This is a genomic window from Paraburkholderia sp. MM5384-R2, assembly GCF_014201025.1.
Classification (GTDB): domain Bacteria; phylum Pseudomonadota; class Gammaproteobacteria; order Burkholderiales; family Burkholderiaceae; genus Paraburkholderia; species Paraburkholderia tuberum.
In genome coordinates this window covers 62,612-81,112 of sequence record NZ_JACHDI010000003.1, presented here as the reverse complement: position 1 = coordinate 81,112, position 18,501 = coordinate 62,612, and the positions used below count along the sequence as shown (strand labels likewise).

The 18,501-nt window shown below is 60.2% G+C and carries 11 protein-coding genes and 2 pseudogenes; 10 read left to right on the top strand and 3 right to left on the bottom strand.

The window, feature by feature from the left end:
- Positions 1-650 precede the first annotated feature (650 nt).
- The 10 genes and pseudogenes from HDG37_RS06485 (at position 651) to HDG37_RS06440 (ending at position 15,911) form a co-directional block, all read left to right on the top strand.
- The gene (locus HDG37_RS06485; RefSeq protein WP_184045449.1) at positions 651-1,622 is read left to right on the top strand and encodes a glycosyltransferase; all 972 of its coding nucleotides are present in this window, start codon (positions 651-653) and stop codon (positions 1,620-1,622) included.
- Positions 1,619-3,826, top strand: a complete 2,208-nt coding sequence (locus tag HDG37_RS06480) for a glycosyltransferase (protein WP_184045447.1) — start codon at positions 1,619-1,621, stop codon at positions 3,824-3,826. The genes HDG37_RS06485 and HDG37_RS06480 overlap by 4 nt, the downstream gene beginning before the upstream one ends.
- Positions 3,819-6,602, top strand: a complete 2,784-nt coding sequence (locus HDG37_RS06475) for a glycosyltransferase family 4 protein (protein ID WP_184045445.1) — start codon at positions 3,819-3,821, stop codon at positions 6,600-6,602. Before HDG37_RS06480 ends, HDG37_RS06475 begins: the two co-directional genes overlap by 8 nt.
- Positions 6,580-6,879, top strand: a pseudogene (locus HDG37_RS06470) (helix-turn-helix domain-containing protein). The gene HDG37_RS06475 and the pseudogene HDG37_RS06470 overlap by 23 nt, the downstream one beginning before the upstream one ends.
- A gap of 76 nt (positions 6,880-6,955) precedes the next feature.
- Positions 6,956-7,180, top strand: a complete 225-nt coding sequence (locus tag HDG37_RS06465) for a hypothetical protein (RefSeq protein WP_184045443.1) — start codon at positions 6,956-6,958, stop codon at positions 7,178-7,180.
- 129 nt (positions 7,181-7,309) lie between these two features.
- A pseudogene (locus HDG37_RS06460) lies at positions 7,310-7,680 on the top strand (lipid II flippase family protein); the annotation flags it as partial.
- Between the two features lie 710 nt (positions 7,681-8,390).
- A complete protein-coding gene (locus tag HDG37_RS39995; RefSeq protein ID WP_184045441.1) occupies positions 8,391-10,427 on the top strand; it encodes a rhamnan synthesis F family protein in 2,037 nt (678 codons plus the stop codon).
- Between the two features lie 4 nt (positions 10,428-10,431).
- On the top strand, positions 10,432-12,093 hold the full coding sequence (locus HDG37_RS06450) for a methyltransferase domain-containing protein (protein WP_184045439.1): 1,662 nt from the start codon (positions 10,432-10,434) through the stop codon (positions 12,091-12,093).
- Between the two features lie 303 nt (positions 12,094-12,396).
- Positions 12,397-14,796 (top strand): glycosyltransferase family 4 protein, encoded by a 2,400-nt coding sequence (locus tag HDG37_RS06445; RefSeq protein ID WP_184045437.1) that lies wholly within the window; start codon positions 12,397-12,399, stop codon positions 14,794-14,796.
- Positions 14,793-15,911, top strand: coding sequence for a glycosyltransferase (locus HDG37_RS06440; protein ID WP_184045435.1), 1,119 nt, complete (start codon positions 14,793-14,795; stop codon positions 15,909-15,911). Before HDG37_RS06445 ends, HDG37_RS06440 begins: the two co-directional genes overlap by 4 nt.
- Before the next feature lie 65 nt (positions 15,912-15,976).
- Here HDG37_RS06440 and HDG37_RS06435 read toward each other — a convergent pair whose 3' ends face one another.
- The 3 genes from HDG37_RS06435 to HDG37_RS06425 are packed head-to-tail and all read right to left on the bottom strand — an operon-like array spanning position 15,977 to position 18,485.
- Positions 15,977-16,882, bottom strand: coding sequence for a hypothetical protein (locus HDG37_RS06435; protein ID WP_184045433.1), 906 nt, complete (start codon positions 16,880-16,882; stop codon positions 15,977-15,979).
- Positions 16,879-17,469 (bottom strand): histidine phosphatase family protein, encoded by a 591-nt coding sequence (locus HDG37_RS06430; RefSeq protein WP_184045431.1) that lies wholly within the window; start codon positions 17,467-17,469, stop codon positions 16,879-16,881. The genes HDG37_RS06435 and HDG37_RS06430 overlap by 4 nt, the downstream gene beginning before the upstream one ends.
- Positions 17,470-17,483: 14 nt before the next feature.
- Positions 17,484-18,485: a glycosyltransferase gene (locus tag HDG37_RS06425; protein WP_260332783.1), complete on the bottom strand. Its 1,002-nt coding sequence runs from the start codon at positions 18,483-18,485 to the stop codon at positions 17,484-17,486.
- Between the last annotated feature and the right edge of the window lie 16 nt (positions 18,486-18,501).

Sequence of the window (18,501 nt, the reverse complement as noted above, 5' to 3'; positions counted from 1 at the left end):
TGCACTTCGCGGCGCGCGATTACGCCCACGCCATGCCGCGCGCCCCACGCAAACAGACGATCGCCGTCAGGACTCGACGCGGCCGCAAACGGCGGGAAAGGCGGATCAGACACGATACAATCTGGCATCGGCGGTGCTTTCTCAGGAAGTCTGGCTGGGAACGTATTGTATTCGGGCGACACCCGTTGCGGCCTGCGAGTCGTCAGGGATGGCATCGCGCCACCTGGGCGCTAGAATGTCTGCGCTGCCGCGACCACGCCGGCAGCGCCAACACGCGGCACGAGCCTCGGGCCGTGATAATAAAACGGACCTGCGCCTGCTGGCGCGTCGTTCGTACACTTCGTAACAACTCAAACATATTCGCGCATGTGGAATTCGTGGTATCGATCCGACGTGCTCGACAACAGCACACGCCGGCCTGCTCGCTGGCCGTGCGACCAGGCCCCGGCCCGCGCACCGGCAAGTCCGCGCCTGAAGGCCGCGCAAGCGCGCGGCGAGCATCCACGTGAATGCCCCGAAACCTGCCGGTCTCGCCGCCATGTTCGCGCGTTACGCGCAGCGGCGTTACGCGCAGCGGCGTTACGCGCAGCGGCGTGCCGCGACGTGCTGGTCTGAAGAAAAGAACTGTTTGAGCGACTAGAGTCCCACCTATGAAAGTGCTGTTCGCCACCTACCCGATGGCTTTCCATACCCCCGGCGGCGGAGAAATCCAATTGCTTGCCTATCACAAGCATCTGCCCGCGCATGGCGTCGACGTTACGCTGTTCGATCCGTGGAAGCCGCGTTTTCTAGAACACGACGTGGTGCATTTCTTCTCGTGCGTCGGTGGCTCGGTGCACTTCTGCAACTTCGTCAAGCAACTCGGCTTGCCGCTCGTCGTGTCGTCGAGTCTGTGGGTGACGGAGGAAACCAGGCATCTCTATCCGATCGGCGAGATCCGCCATCAGTTCTCTCTCGCGGACCGCGTGGTCGCGAACTCCGAGATCGAATGCGACACGCTCGCTCGCATCTTCGATCTGCCGCGCGAGAAGTTCGCGAGCGTGTTGAACGGCGTCGAACAGAGCTTTTACGAGCCTGTCGCGGCGGAGCCGTTCCGCCGTGAATCCGGCATCGAGGGCCGCTTCATCCTGAACGTCGGCAACATCGAGCCGCGCAAGAACCAGCTCGCGCTGATCCGGGCGATGAAGTCGTTCCCCGACCTGACGCTTGTCCTGATCGGCCATCAGCGCGATCCCGAGTATGCGAAGGCATGCTTCGACGAGGGTGGCGCGCAGGTCGTCTACGCCGGCACGCTGCCCCACGATTCGCCGCTGCTGCGCTCCGCCTACGCGGCCTGCGAAGCGTTCGTGCTGCCGAGCACGCTCGAAACGCCGGGGCTCGCCGCGCTCGAAGCGCATGCCGCCGGCGCCCGCATCGCGGTGACAAAAGTTGGCTCTACCCAAGAATATTTCGCGCAGCACGTTGCCTACCTGGATCCGTTCGACGTCGACAGCATCACCGGATCGATTCGCGCGGCGCTCGCGCAACCGCGCGGCGCTGCCGCTGCCCCGACGCGCGATCTGACCTGGCAGGCCGTCCTGTCGCCCTTGAAAGACCTGTACGATTCCCTGCTGACGAAATGACAAAACCCGTGACGAACCTCGTGAAGAACCTCATGAAGAACTTCGAACTTCGTCCCTTGAATAACGTCGAGGCGTCCTCGAATTCCGGGTTCGCCTGGAACGCGACGAACGGCGATCCGCAGTTCAAGCTGACGGGATGGGAAGAGCTGTCGGGTCGCGCCGCGCGTATTTCGTTCGAGCTCGCGAAAGAAGACATGCCGGCCTCGCCATGCATGATCTATTTCGACGCGGGCGCGGGCATGTCGGAGCACGCGACGATCGGCCTCGTGGTCGACGCTGACGGCAAGGTGGATCAGGTCGTCGCGTTTCCGCCGCTCGTCGGTCCGTTGCGCCTCGATCCGATCGCGCGCGCGGGACTGTTTTCGATCACCGGCTTCAACGTCGAACTGGTGGCCGACGCCGACTGCCCGACGGAACTGCTCGAACGCGCGCGCCGGATGGCGTCGTGGGGCGGCGGCGCTCAGCCCGCGCCGGCGCCAACCGTGGGTCACACGTATCAGGAATGGATCGAGCGGCACGAGCCGCCCGCGTCGCATTACCCGGAACTGCGCGCGCGCTCGAAGGCGTGGGCGCTGCAACCGCTGATCAGCATCGTGATGCCGACCTACAACACGCCGGCCAGGTGGCTGCGCATGGCGATCGATTCGGTCGTCGACCAGGTCTACGAGAATTGGGAATTGTGCATCGCCGACGACTGCTCGACGAACCCCGAGGTCAGGCAGGTGCTCGACAGCTACGCCGCCAAAGATCCGCGCATCAAGGTCGCGTACCGCACGACGAACGGCCACATCAGCACCTCCAGCAACACGGCGCTCGAGCTTGCCGTCGGCGAATTCGTCGGCCTGCTCGACCACGACGACGAATTGCATCCGCTCGCGCTCTACTGCGTCGCCGAGCTGATCAACGCGCATCCGGACGCGACGGTGATCTACAGCGACGAAGACAAGATCTCGATCGACGGGGTCCGCTCGGACCCGTACTTCAAATGCGACTTCAACTACGATCTGTTCCTGAGCCAAAACATGATCTCGCATTTCGGCGTCTACAAGACTTCGGTCATGAAGGAGGTCGGCGGCTTCAGAACCGGCTTCGAAGGCTCGCAGGACTACGACCTCGCGCTGCGCGTGATCGATCGCGCGGGTCATCACACGGTGTATCACGTGCCGCGCGCGCTGTACCACTGGCGCATGATCCCCGAGAGCACGGCGGCCGGCCACGAAGCCAAGCCGTACGCGCATATCGCGGCGATGCGCGCGCTCGACGAACACCTCGCGCGCAACGGCATCAACGCCCACACCGAGCACGCGCCGGGCACGGACGCCTTCAACAAGGTCGTGTACGACTTGCCCGAGGTGCCGCCGTCGGTGGAGATCATCATTCCTACGCGCGATTCCGCCGGACTCGTCGAGCAATGCGTGGAATCGGTGCGGCAGAAATCGAGCTACCCGAACTTGCGCATCACGATCATCGACAACGGCTCGCTCAAGCAGGAAACGCACGACCTGTTCGCGCGCCTGCAAGAGGACGAGCGCATCAAGGTCGTGCGCGACGATTCGCCGTTCAACTACTCGGTGCTGAACAACCGCGTCGCGCTCGCGAGCACGGCGGACTTCGTCTGTCTGATGAACAACGACATCGAAGTGATCAACGCCGACTGGCTCGAGGAAATGGTGTCGGTCGCGCTGCAGGCGAATGTCGGCGCGGTCGGCGCAAAACTGCTGTATCCGGACGACACGATCCAGCATGGCGGCGTGGTGCTCGGCGTCGGCGGTATCGCGAGCCATGCGCACAAGCATTTCCCCAATTCGCACCCCGGCTACTTCGCGCGCGCGCGCCTGCGCAACGTGATGTGCGCGGTGACCGCCGCGTGCCTGCTGATTCGCCAGTCGATCTACAAGGAAGTCGGCGGCCTCGACGAACAGTTACACGTCGCTTACAACGACATCGATTTTTGCCTGCGTGTGCGGCAAGCGGGCTACCGCAATGTGTGGACGCCCTACGCGGAGCTTTATCATCACGAATCGGCAACCCGCGGCGCCGAAGACACACCGGAAAAAATCAGCCGCTTCAACCAGGAATCTGAGTTGGTCAGACAGCGCTGGGAGCATCTGTTGATGAACGATCCCTGCTATTCACCCAATCTGACACTGACTGCCGACGATTTTTCCTTTGCTTGGCCTTCAAGGATTGCAAATCTTGATTAATCTGGGACCCAAAAAAAACAAGACCGGATGGCTGGCGGAGTACCGCCATCCATCGCCGGGGGAACTGTTCTGCCTGCCGAGCGCGATCTACTTTCTGATGAAGTTCAGAGCCGATCTCGCGCGCTTCAATTCCAAAGTGCTTGATGACCGCGTCACGCTGTATTTCTGGTGGGAAATGTCGGCGCGCGAAACGTATCCGGACTTCAACTGGGTGCTGCGACAGGAAGACCTCGAATATTTGCGTCAGCTCGACAACGACACGCTGATCGAGCGGCATCCGGAAGCCGTCACGTACTGGCTCGGCTCGACCAAACCGAGCGTGCTCGATGCGAAGCATCTGAGCGAGACGCTGCACGAGCCCGTCACCGTGCTCGAAGAAGCCGGCCTGCAATTGCCGAAGCTGATGACGACGATCGTGCGCAATCGCGGCGATCTGTCCCAGGCATTCAACCTGAACACGCTGACCGGCTATCTGAACTGCCTCGACTGGTGGGAGCAGTACGGTCAGGTCACCTGCCCGCGCGTGACGTGGCGTCCGCCGATCGCTTGGCCCGGGCTGCTGGAACCGATCGACGCGCCCGACTCCAGCGCGATGCCGTTTCCGCGCTTCCTCGCGCAGATCACGACCGAGCGGCGCGATCTGCGCAGCGCGTTCAATCTGAACAGCTTCACCTCGCGGCTCAACGCGCTCAGCTGGTGGGAAGACCACGGCCAGCGCGAATATCCACGCATCAAGTGGTCGCAGCCGCCGATCGGCGGCTTCATGCTCGAGCCCGAAGCGCCTCCCGCGGACGGTGGCCCTTACGTGCCGCGCTTCCTGAGCGAGATCTACAAGGACCGGCCGGACCTGCAGGAGACCTTCACGCTCCAGTCTTTCCGGGGGCGGCTCAGCTGTCTGTCGTGGTGGATCGAACACGGCCAGCATCAGTACCACGCGATCAAATGGGTGCCGCCCACGCCCTCCGCCGTGATGTTTGAGCCCGAATTTGGCTCGCACGCCGACTGGCTACCGGTGCCGCGCTTCCTGCGGCTGCTGCACGGTGAGCGCCGGGACCTGCAGGAGCCCTGCTCGCTCGAAAGCTTCACCGGGCGCCTGAAGTGCCTGTCGTGGTGGATCGAGCACGGGCAGCACCAGTATCCGGCGCTTCACTGGGCCATCCCGCCGTTGCCCGACACCCTGTTCAAGCTGGAAGCCGGCGAGCAAGGCGCGCTGCCGCTGCTGCCGCGCTTTCTGCTGCTGATCTGGAACGAGCGGCCCGACCTGCAGGCATCGTTCAACCTGAACAGCTTCAGCGAACGGCTCGGCTTCATCTCGTGGTGGGACAAGCACGGGCACGACGAGTACTACGCGATCAAATGGACGCCGACTCATCTGGCCGAAGAGCTCGCGAGAATCGACGACGAACAGCCGGCGGACGACACCTTGCTGCCGCGCTTCCTGACGATGATCGCGAATGACCGCCCGGATCTGCGCGAAGTGTACGACCTGAACACCGCGGATGGCCGCGACCAGCTCGTGCGCTGGTGGAACGAATGGGCGTCGACCGAATATCCGCTGGTCGGCTCGCTGAAGGTGCGCTGGACCGACAGCGCCGACGACGAAGCCGATGACGACGCGCACGAGCCCGCGCGCTATCACGCGCGCGTCGAAGGCATCGGCTACGACTTCGGCGTCAACATCATCGGCTTCCCGCAAGGTGTGCTGGGCCTCGGCGAAGACGCGCGCATGGCCGCCCGCGTACTGCAACTGTCGTCGACGCCGGTCACGCTGCTCAATGCGCCGATGGCGGGACCCGCGCGCCTCGAACACTCGGTCGATCATCTGATCAGCGACGAGCTCAAGTACAACATCAGCCTGATCTGCCTGCCGGCGCCCGAAATGGTGCGGCTCGCTCTGGAAGGCGGCCGCACCCTGATCGACGCGCCCACGCACAAGATCGGCGCATGGCCATGGGAACTGCCCCACTGGCCGAACGCATTCGGCAACGTGCATCAGATGGTCGACGAAATCTGGGCGCAGAGCCGCTTCGTGCAGAGCGTCTACAGCCGGCTCGGCAACACGCCGGTCTACCAGATGCCGATGGCGGTCGAGGTCCCCGCGCCGCTCGAGCCGAAGCGCGAGCGCTTTGGCCTGCCGGCCAACGAGTTCCTGTTCTACCTGATGTTCGACGGCAACTCGTGGCTGAGCCGCAAGAATCCGCTCGCCGGCGTGCAGGCGTTCAAGCAGGCGTTCGGCGACAGCTCCCCGGGCGTCGGGCTCGTCATCAAGGCGATGAACGTGCGCGACGACGACCCGGTGTGGCGCGCCGTGCTCGACCTTGTCGCGGGCGATAGCCGCATTCACATCGTGTCCGAGCGCCTGAGCCGCCAGGACTCGACCGACTTCATGGCCTGCTGCGATGCCTATATTTCGCTGCACCGTAGCGAAGGCTTCGGCCGCGTGATCGCGGAGGCGATGGCGTTGGGGCAGCCGGTCGTGGTCACGAACTTCTCGGGCAACGTCGACTTTTGCGAACCCGACACCGCGTTCCTCGTGGATGGCGAACTCGTGCCGCTGCGCCCCGGCGACTACCTGTTCGCCGAAGGTCAGTACTGGTGCGATCCGGAGGTATCGATCGCGGCGGAACAGCTCAAACGCATGATCGACGATGCGCCACTCCGTGAGCGCATCGCACTGGCGGGGAAGGCGCGCATCGAGCGCGATTACTCAGTTGAGGCAGTCGCACGCGCGTATGCGCGACGGTTGAACGACATTGCGGAGGCGAAGACGATATGACGCTGCGGGGAGGCGTATCAAGCAATGCCGGCATGAGGCCGACAAGTCGCAGGAGACGCCTCGCCTTCGAGGCGCACGTTGACCGCACCTACATTTCGGCGATCGAACGCGCATTGCTAACCCGACAATCGAGACGCTCGCGAACATCTGTTAGTTACAGAACGTCACGCTCGGGGAGTTGTTCGCGCCGCTCGATGGTGTATTGCTGAAGCCCACTGGTGAGCGACGCGCGAACGCGACGACGACGCCCGAGATCAAGCGTCAGCGCTTGCGATGACGACGGCGAAGAGGTGGGGATTCGTTCGCGGGGATGAGGGGCGGCCCCTTGAGGATAAGAACACGGGGCGGGATATGTGATCGCGAAGCGCAAGACATCTCAGCTAGCTGGAGCACTCAGTCGCTTCGTGCGGCAACATATGCGCAAGGCGCAACCAAACGAGCCGAACGCTGAACGATACGATCGTAAGTTCGAAGAAAGGAAGATGCGGCGCTTTCCGTCGGAGACGTCGAACCTGCTGGCTAACGGTGCCGAAGGACCGATTGATCCGATTCGCAATGCCGGTGACGAGCGAATCTAAGGTAGATCGTGGGTCGCTTGCCGACCAAGAGCAGGCAAATATCGAACTGCCTTACGTCGTCGACAATCGAACCGGCTGCGAGCTCGGTTAGACTTTTGGACCACCCTGGTCAACCCTCGCCGCAACAGCATGGACATTAAGCTTTTGATCATATGCGGGCTTACATTTGTGATCCATGTGATCGCGACTCTGGCTAATGCCGTACGGATCGCCTGCGTTCGTACGCGTCGTATTGCAGTGTCGTTTTCCCTTTTTCGGGATCATTGCCCCGCTTTCAAGAACGGCCAATTCCTTTCAGGGACCATTCATCGCAAAGGGGGGGCGAGCTTGATATCTCTCGCCACGTTGGCCAAGGTTTGCTCGGTGATTTCCGGCTTTTCTTGCTGACCGACGCAGTTGCAAGTATCGTCGGGACGTTCCTGATTCCCGCGTTCAAGCGTTATACCGGCCGCGCCGCTAACCACTTTCATGCGAATCGTTCGATTCCTCGTCTGCTGCTCCTTGCCGGTTCATGGCCGCCTTGATATCCCGCTTGCGCTTACAAGCCTGCCGCGCGATACCTGCATCCAGTAGATAGCCCTTCGTACCGCTGCCGCGGCCCGCTCCCGATCAATGGGCGGACCCCGCTTTGTCACGCCTCCCTTTGTGCCATGGATGCGCGCCGACCGCGTGACGGACTAATTCATGGTCGATATGTCCAAACTCAAGCGGCGCCTTAGGCGCAGGACGGAGGCAACGAGGAATACTTGGAGCGTTGCTCCGGGCGTGCACATGGATTCTGATTAGGGTTTGTACTTAATCCGTCGCCTCCATGTCTCCTCCGATATGGATTAAGCTTGCCCACTGAGGCGGTTTTTTTTCGGGCTTGCGCGCCGCCGGGCCCTAGAAATGATCAAGGGCACCGTCTCACTGATGAAACTAGTTTTCCGGACACGCCATTCTCGCAGCAGCCCTCGGGTACAATACGGCCGGCCTAATTGAGTAGGCGGTTGTGGACTCTTGGACGGGCAGTCCATCATTAGGTCATACAGTTTCGTTCTCGCCTATTCCATAAATTTGCTCTCGCATGAACTCAATTCCAACGGAACAAGAACCTGTGTTCTCCTCGCTTGCAATAGCGGTTGGAGCGCGACCGGACGCGCCAAACACTGCGCCAAACGCGGGATCCTCAGATACGGAGCAATTCTGGCGCCAAGACGAGAACCGCCGAATGCTCCGCGACATGATTCTCGATGAGCGACGCAGAATCAAAGCGATCGAAAGCCGATATCGCGCGATCGCGGATGCTGCAGTGGCCGAGGTGGCGACACTGCGCGAGACACCTGCGCAGATTGCAAGGTCACGCCGTTCATGGACTCGATTCCTGCATCCTCTGACCAAGCACTTGAAGCGGGCCATGCCGACCGTCCAGTTAGAAAGCGCTCCACTGCCGCCGGTGACGCCTCCGGAGGCAGGTCGTGCTATCGAAATCGACTACAGCGCCAAGGTTCCGTTTCAGTTCCCCACGTTGAAACAGATTAAAACTGAACGCGTCGCTGCGATTATTCATTTGTTTTATCCCGAACTCGCGCCAGAGTTCCGTGTGTATCTGAATAACATTCCGGTCGGTGTCGATGTGTATATATCGACCTGTGATTCATTCTCAGCCGAATTAATCCAGAACGCTTTCAAGGGCTGGGCGAAAGGCACAGTCGACGTTCGTGTTGTCCCGAACCGCGGTCGCGATATCGCGCCCAAATTGCTCGCATTCAAGAATGTTTTCGAGCGCTACGACTTCGTTCTATGTCTGCATGGGAAGCGTTCACATCATGCAAGCGCATTGGCTCAATGGCGTCACTTCCTTCTCGAAAGTCTTTCAGGTTCGGCCGAAGTCGTCAGCAGTGTTCTTTACGCATTCGAGCATGATTCCAACCTGGGGATGGTCGCCGCCCAGCATTTTGAAACGATGCGGCACTGGACCAATTGGGGAGGCAACTTCGACGGCGCGCAGAAGCTCGCAAACCGTCTTGGTTTTGCCATAGACAAGTCGACACCACTCGATTTTCCATCGGGTTCGATGTTCTGGGCGCGAACGGCAGCCTTGAAGAATCTGGTTGATTTGAACCTAAGTTTTGAAGATTTTCCATCTGAAGTTAATCAGAAAGACGCCACACTCGCACATTCAATCGAGCGGTTTTTCTTCTACGCTTGCGAGCATGCAGGTTTTCATTGGATGAAAATCGCGCGGCCAGAACTGTATGAGAAAACCCCGGCGATGATTCCCATCGCCTCCGCTCCCGATTTGAAAGCGTTTGCAAAGCATTATGTTTTCCATCTTCTTAACCCGAAGGGTGTCAAGATCCGCGCCGTTCGGCCGACGCCAATCGCAGAGCCGCCTCAACGATTGGCTGACATCATTCAGCAACGAGCTCTCGGTTTGCATGTCAAAACGTCGCGCAACGCAAAGATCGTTATCGGAATCGTGACCTATAACAATGACCAGACGGAACTTCAGCGTGCGGTCGAAGCGGCTCGTATCTCTCTCTTAGAGGCCGGCCTCCCCGTAGCAAACAATCTCTTCCTGCTCGATAACGGTAGTTCGACCGAACATTACGACTTCGACCGCAAGTTCCTGAGACGTCTGCAATCCGAGGGAAATGTCGGCTTTGGCGCTGGTCACAACAAGTTGATGCGTGGGGCTTTCGACGACGGTGCTGACATCTATATTTGCCTCAACCCGGATGGAGTTTTGCATCCGGACGCGATTGGCAGCCTGGTTAAAGCTGTATTCGCGGCAGACGGAAGAGCATTGGTTGAAGCACTTCAATTTCCATCAGAACACCCAAAACCCTACGATTTCTTAACGCTCGAAACACCATGGGTTTCGGGTGCATGCTTGGCGATTTCTAGGACGTGCTTCGAGGAATTAGGTGGGTTCGACGAGAGCTTCTTTATGTATTGCGAAGATGTCGACCTTTCGTGGCGCGCCAGAGCGCTTGGATACAGTCTGAAAACTTGCCCGCAGGCACTTTTCCTTCATCGTGTCACCAATCGCGAGATGAGCGTATCGACGGTAGAAATGATCTACACGTCTGCTACCTTGCTGGCGAGGAAGTGGCGTGGCGCGGAGTTCGAGCAGTGGTTGCAGAGCGAAATGGAGGGCTTGGGGAAGCAATTACCTCAGCATTACCCAGAGCCTGTTCCCGTTGCGTGGAGCAAGATCGCTGATTTCACCGCACACACAAGCTTCGCGAAACCGCGTTGGTAAAAGCATGATTGAAAATCAAGTTGACTGTATCGTTAGGTTTCACGATATCAAGCGCCTCAAGGAGTTGGAACGTTGTGTTTTTTCGCTGGTCGGACAAACCTATCGTCCCCTCAATATCATTATTGCGTTACAAAGGTTTTCGCAATCTGGTATCGCGCAGGTCGAGGCGTCGCTTGCCCGCTTGCTCAAGATGCACGACGCTCCGTCTCTGGAATTGGTGAATCTCACTTCGGAAGAACCAAAAGATGCGCGAACAGAACTGTTGAATCTGGGCCTATCCAGAGCTAGCGGTCAGTACGTCGGTTTTCTCGATTACGATGATGTGTTGTATCCGGAGGCCTACAGTCTTCTGGTCGACCAATTGAAGACAAGCAACGCCGCAATTGTCTTCTCATCTGTCAGAGTGGTGCATGCCGATGTACACCCGCAATTTATCGTGGCTACACGCGCGGACTCCGCGGTTTTCCCTGGCGAAGGTCTCGTGGATCTGTTCATGGCTAACTTCTGCCCGATTCACTCCTATCTGATCGACAGATCGATTACTTCTTCCGAACTCTATTTCGATACTCTGCTGACTTGGGAGGAAGATTACGATCTTCTGCTGCGTATTACGGCCGCATATCCCGCAGATTTCAAATTGGTAGGAACCATTGTCGGTGACTATTACATCAAATCGGATCTGAGTAATTCGACGGGCGTTACTGGGGCGGAAGGCAAGCTTAGTGGGGAGCGCTTGCGCGAATACGAGCAGGTCGCCGCGTTGATCGAGGCGCGACGCAGAATTACCCGACTCAGTGAGACCGTCAAAGATCAGCTTGGGCTGCGAGACCGGGCTGAAAATCTGACAATCCGAAATGCTCTGCGAGAATTGGGGGTCGATGAGGTATTCGCCGAGTCCGTCGCCGCCGGCTCCGCCGATAAACCGAAAGTCGAAATCGCAGTCGCGGCACCGATCCACGCCAACGACGAAACGTTCGAGGGTTCCGTAGCGCACTATGAATCGGTCGGTTCACAGATGGCTGGATTTGCTCAGCGAGCTGTTAAGTTGTCTGGTAGCAAAAACCCAACGATCCTTGAGCTTCCCTGTGGTTATGGACGCACCACCCGGCATCTCATCAAGAAATTTAAGGCATGTGATGTCCATGCTGCCGATATCGTGGCGCATGCTGTCGACTTTTGCGGTTCGACCTTCGGTGTACATGGACATCACATCGTTGACCCGATCTTTGAATTTTCCACAATTGAAAACGCGAAGTTCGACGTCGCGGTACTGGAATCTCTCATCACCCATCTTTCGCAGGCAGACGCCCGATCGGCGTTGAGGCATTTCTTCAGCAAGATTCGGTCTGGCGGCGTCGCTGTCGTAACCACACACGGCGCGCGGTCGAGCGAGCGTCTAAGGGAAAAGGATTGCTATTCGGTAGGCGAAGATGCGCGAAAACGCCTCCTTTCGTCGTACGACGCTGGAGAATACGCCTTTGTTGACTCTCAACCTAAAAATTCATCACGTGCCAGAATCGCCAAAGATGTCGGGAAAAGTTACGGTGTTTCGATGATTCCGGAACGCTGGCTTCGGACCTTTTGCGAAGAAAACAAACTTACGACCGTGGAACGTATCGTTGGCGGCTGGGACGACAACCAGGACGTTTATTTCATTCGCAAGTAACTATTCGGCGCTGAATAATCGCATCGCGCTGGCGAGCACGGCCGACCTCGTCTGCCTGATGAACCAACGACATCGAAATCATCAATACCAACTGGCTCGAAGAAATGATTTCGGTGGCGCTGCAGGCGAACGTGGGCGCGGTGAGCGCGATGCTGTGTACCCTGACGACACCGTTCACAATCAGGAATCCAAGTTGGTCAGGCAGCGCTGGGGCAATTTGTTGTTGAAGGACCCTATTAGTCGTCCAATCTGACGCTGACCGCCGACGACTTTTCCTTCGCATGGCCTTCGAGGATTGCAAACTTGGTTAATCTGGGACCGAAAAAAAACAAGACAGGGTGGCTGGCAGAGTACCGGCACCCATCGCCGGCAGAGAGGTTCTGCCTGCCGAGCGCGATCTACTTTCTGATGAAATTCAGAGCCGACCTCGCGCCCTTCAATTCAAAGGAGCTGGACGATCGGGTCACTCTGTACTTCTGGTGGGAAATGACGGCGCGTGAGACGTATCCGGATTTCAACTGGGCGCTTCGTCAGGAAGACCTTGAATACCTGCGTCAACTCGATAACGACACGCTGATCGATCAGCATCCGGACGCAGTCACATACTGGCTGGGCTCGACCGCGCCGAGCGTGCTCGACACGAAGCACCTCGCCGAAACTTTGCTCGAACCGATTTCTTGGCCCGAACTGCTGGAGCCGATCGACGCGCCCCAGTCCGGCAACATACCGTTGCCGCGCTTTCTCGCCTTCATTACGACCAAGCGCCTCGATCTGCGCAGCGCCTTCGACCTGACTACGCTGACCGGCCGGCTCGCCTGCCTGAGCTGGTGGGCACAGCACGGCCACCGCGAATACAAGCGGATCAAGTGGATTCAGCCGCCGATCGGCGGTGCGATGCTCGAACCCGAGAAGCCCGCCGTCGACGACAGCCCGCACGTGCCGCGCTTCCTGTCGCAGATTGTCGGGGAACGGCCGGACCTCCAGGCCGCGTTCGGTCCACTGCACACTTTTGTCAGCCGGCTCAATTGCCTGTCGTGGTGGGTTGAACACGGGCAGCACCAGTATCCGGCGCTTCACTGGGCCATCCCGCCGTTGCCCGACACCCTGTTCAAGCTGGAAGCCGGCGAGCAAGGCGCGCTGCCGCTGCTGCCGCGCTTTCTGCTGCTGATCTGGAACGAGCGGCCCGACCTGCAGGCATCGTTCAACCTGAACAGCTTCAGCGAACGGCTCGGCTTCATCTCGTGGTGGGACAAGCACGGGCACGACGAGTACTACGCGATCAAATGGACGCCGACTCATCTGGCCGAAGAGCTCGCGAGAATCGACGACGAACAGCCGGCGGACGACACCTTGCTGCCGCGCTTCCTGACGATGATCGCGAATGACCGCCCGGATCTGCGCGAAGTGTACGACCTGAACACCGCGGATGGCCGCGACCAGCTCGTGCGCTGGTGGAACGAATGGGCGTCGACCGAATATCCGCTGGTCGGCTCGCTGAAGGTGCGCTGGACCGACAGCGCCGACGACGAAGCCGATGACGACGCGCACGAGCCCGCGCGCTATCACGCGCGCGTCGAAGGCATCGGCTACGACTTCGGCGTCAACATCATCGGCTTCCCGCAAGGTGTGCTGGGCCTCGGCGAAGACGCGCGCATGGCCGCCCGCGTACTGCAACTGTCGTCGACGCCGGTCACGCTGCTCAATGCGCCGATGGCGGGACCCGCGCGCCTCGAACACTCGGTCGATCATCTGATCAGCGACGAGCTCAAGTACAACATCAGCCTGATCTGCCTGCCGGCGCCCGAAATGGTGCGGCTCGCTCTGGAAGGCGGCCGCACCCTGATCGACGCGCCCACGCACAAGATCGGCGCATGGCCATGGGAACTGCCCCACTGGCCGAACGCATTCGGCAACGTGCATCAGATGGTCGACGAAATCTGGGCGCAGAGCCGCTTCGTGCAGAGCGTCTACAGCCGGCTCGGCAACACGCCGGTCTACCAGATGCCGATGGCGGTCGAGGTCCCCGCGCCGCTCGAGCCGAAGCGCGAGCGCTTTGGCCTGCCGGCCAACGAGTTCCTGTTCTACCTGATGTTCGACGGCAACTCGTGGCTGAGCCGCAAGAATCCGCTCGCCGGCGTGCAGGCGTTCAAGCAGGCGTTCGGCGACAGCTCCCCGGGCGTCGGGCTCGTCATCAAGGCGATGAACGTGCGCGACGACGACCCGGTGTGGCGCGCCGTGCTCGACCTTGTCGCGGGCGATAGCCGCATTCACATCGTGTCCGAGCGCCTGAGCCGCCAGGACTCGACCGACTTCATGGCCTGCTGCGATGCCTATATTTCGCTGCACCGTAGCGAAGGCTTCGGCCGCGTGATCGCGGAGGCGATGGCGTTGGGGCAGCCGGTCGTGGTCACGAACTTCTCGGGCAACGTCGACTTTTGCGAACCCGACACCGCGTTCCTCGTGGATGGCGAACTCGTGCCGCTGCGCCCCGGCGACTACCTGTTCGCCGAAGGTCAGTACTGGTGCGATCCGGAGGTATCGATCGCGGCGGAACAGCTCAAACGCATGATCGACGATGCGCCACTCCGTGAGCGCATCGCACTGGCGGGGAAGGCGCGCATCGAGCGCGATTACTCAGTTGAGGCAGTCGCACGCGCGTATGCGCGACGGTTGAACGACATTGCGGAGGCGAAGACGATATGACGCTGCGGGTATGTGCTCCGGACATTTTCTCGGGCGATGCGGTGGGTAACCACTGCATCGGTTTCGTACGCATGGCTGAACGTCTCGGCATGAGGGCCGAGCTGTATGCAAGCGGTTTCGAGGAGGGAACGAATGGAGTGCGCCCGCTTGACGCATTATTCGAAGAGGTCACTCGCGACGATGTGGTTCTGCTCAGTTACTCGATCTACGATCCGTACCTCGAGCGGATACTCGCGCTCGATTGCAGGAAGATCTGCTACATCCACGGCGTGACGGACCCGCAGTTGCTGCGCGCGCTCGAACCGCGCACCGCACAGTTGTGCGAGAAGGCACTCGCGCAACTGCCGCTGCTCGCGCACTTCGACACCGTCGTCGCGAATTCGCGCAGCACGGCGGCGAGCCTCGCCGGCATCGTCGCGGCGGACGCCATCAAGGTCGTGCCGCCGATCTTTCCCGACATGTACGTGTTCCGGCGCGAAGGACCGCGCAAGGGCCGAAAGCGCCCTGAGCCGAACCTGCTGATGGTGGGCCGGGTGGTGCCGCATAAACGCATCGAGGACGGCATCGAGATGCTATCGCTGCTGAAGCAGCGTGATTTCGGCGCGACGTTGAGCATCGTCGGCAGCACGCCGAACTACGATTACCTGAAATTTCTGATCAATCACGCGCGGCATCTCGGCGTGCTCGAGCAGGTCGACTTCAAGGGCATGCTCGACGACGCCGATCTGTTCGAGTGCTACGAATCCACCCACGCGTTGCTCGCGATGAGCCGCCATGAGGGCTTCTGCGTGCCGGTGCTCGAAGCGATGCATTACGGCAAGCCCGTATTCGTGCGTGGCGGCACGGCCGCTCAGGAGATTTGCCCGCCCGACTGCGTGTTCGACGCCCATGCCGAACTCGCCGCCTGGATACCCGTGATCACGCAGCGCCTCGGTCAGACCCACGGCCGCTGTCCGATCGACACGGCCTTCGTCAAACACGCCGACGGTGTACTGCAACGTGCCAGCGACGAGGTATGGCGCAACATCTTCATCGGCGCCGGGGTCGGCATGGAGGCCGCGTCGACGCATGCGCGCGCGGGTACGGCGGCCGTTTCGCTGAAAAGAGATCGATAGTCAGCGCCGCCGCTCACCAACGCATCCCGGCGCACATCGGCGCGATCCAACCCGATCGCGCCGCCTCACTCGTTCGCTGGCGGCTTGCCGGTCCTGTCGAAGTCGATCGGTTGCCCCGTATGCGGGTGCGGTGTGAACGAGAAATGCGCACGCACGTACTTCTGCGATAGCGTGCACAGCAAGTCCATCAACGCAATCTGCTCGGGCGGAAAGACCGGCGCGCGATCCGCCGCGTCGATCGGTTTTTGCATGTAGCGCACGATGTCTTTTTCGAAATCGCTGACGCAATAGTCCAGCACCTGATCGCCTTCGATCGGATAGGCCGCCACCTTCAGTTCGGGATGCAGCGACAGATACGTGCTGAACAGACGCTCGGCAACGAATGGCAGGAACGGTGCGTCGTCCGAGTGGATCGTGGGCTCCAGCACCCCGCGCGCGGCCTCGGTGCCGCTCTGCGTTTCGAGGAACGTGGCAATCGGCTCAAGCACCTTGCCGACGTAGCTTTCCCAGAACGACTGCGAACCGACCCAGAAATTGCAATAGCACAGCGTGTGCGGCGACTGACGGGGCGCCTCACGCAGATTCCACGCGATGCCGCAGGCGTCGAGCAGTTGCTGGCTGCGCTCGACGAGTCCCGGATGCGCATGCTCGCCATGCATCCACGCGGTGTACGAGAAATACGCGAGTTGCGGAAACGGATTGATCATCCAGACGTCGGCGTCGGCATTGGCCTGCACGAACTCCAGAAACCGGCTGCCGTCCATGTGCGCCTTCAGCGCGAACTTCGGCGAAAAAAGACCGGTGATCTGCTGCTGCCGATGCATGCCCTTGCGGTACATGTCGACGAGAATATAAAACTCGCGCCACGCGGCGTGCGCGTTATCGCGCAGTTCGAGCGGATGAAAAGCCTGTTCGGACAGGACCTGTCCCGGCGCGTAAAGCGGCTCGAAGATCTTGATCGATGCACTCATGACAGCCCTGCGATCTGCAGATAATAGTTTCCGGTATGCACGTTGCGCCGGAACAGCGTGAGCGTTGCATTCGGCACCAGCACGTTGGGAAAGCGGGACAACGGCACGTTCAGCAGGTATTGCGAGATCACCGAGATCGGTCCCGCGTGACACACGGCGGCGATCAGGCCAGGCTGCCCAGCGTGCCGCAGCACCTCCTCCTCGAGCCAGTTCACCGAACGCGCGGCCAGTTCGAGATGCGACTCGCCGCCCTCGTAACGGTCCGATAGATGTTTGCCCCAGTCGGGAAACGCCAGACGAAAATCTTCGGCCTTCCACGTCGCGAACCGCCCCGCATTGGTTTCGCCGAGACGCGCGTCGACGGTCCAGTCGCTGTTGTCCTTGAACAGCACTTCAGTGGTCTGCAACGCGCGCCGCCACGGGCTCGAAAAAACGCGGTCGGGCGCGAAACCGTGACTTTCCATCAGCGTGCGTAGCTTCGCGGCCTGCTGCAGGCCATGCTCGGTCAACTCGTCTTGCTCGGTCGAGTTCAACAGGCCAGCCACGTTGGCGTGCGATTGGCCGTGGCGAATCAGAAGAAGATCCATAGGTGTTAGCTGCTTTAAGGCTTGGGGTCGGGCAAGGCCTTCAGGAACATCGACGAAATGCGTCGCACGCTGAAACGGTCGAACACGTCGGCGTAGGCATTGCGGCGGATCGACTGGCGAAGCTGCGGGTCGCCCAGCATGTCCTCCAGCGCTCGTGCCCAGCTCTCGGCCGTGTTCGACGCAATGTATCCCGTCTCACGATGTTTGACGTTTTCGCGGTAGGTCGGGCAATCCGAATAGATGCTCGGGATGCCGAGGCTGCCGTAGTCCGCGTATTTGATCGGCGACTTGCACGAGTTGAAAAACAGCGTCTCCGGATCCTCTTCGGCGCCGAGCGGCACGATCGCGAACGTGTAGCCTTCGTCGCGAATGGCCTTCTTGTATTCGAGGTTGCCGCGGCTGCCGCGATGCGTCATGCGGGCAATCGTGTTGAGCTCCGGAAACGGATCGCCCCAGAAGTCGATCGACACGTTTTCGTGCCGCGCGAAAAAACTGCGCAAGGTGCCGAAAAACTCCTTGCGAAAGCTCACGAGCTTGATGCCGTCGAGATTGGAGAAGATGATCTTCGGCGGCTGGGTTTCGGTCCACAGTTCCGGCGACAGGTCGAACGCCTGATCGTCGAAACCGTTCGGGATGATCAGGACGTCGTCCGAGCGCCGCACTTTGCGCATGCGCTCCTGCAACAGCGAGTTCGACGCCGTGGCCGCGCTCGCTTCGCGAATCATCGCGAGCACGTTGTAGAGCACGTCCTCGTTCATTTCGAGCACGCTCCACGACGGCAGATCGAGCAGCCAGTCGTCGAGATCGTAAATCGTATGAAGACCGAGTTCGTTGGCCATCCGCATGATCTTCAGCGACAGATTCGACACGTGCTTGTTGAACAGCACGACGTCGAAGCGATGCAGATGGCTGACGCCAACGTCCGCCTCCGAGATCTGCTCCCACTCGATCAACTGATGGCGCTGCATGTACGAAAGCAAAGGCGCGAAGCGCGCGCCGATGGTGCGCGAATTCATTCGCCCATCGGTCATG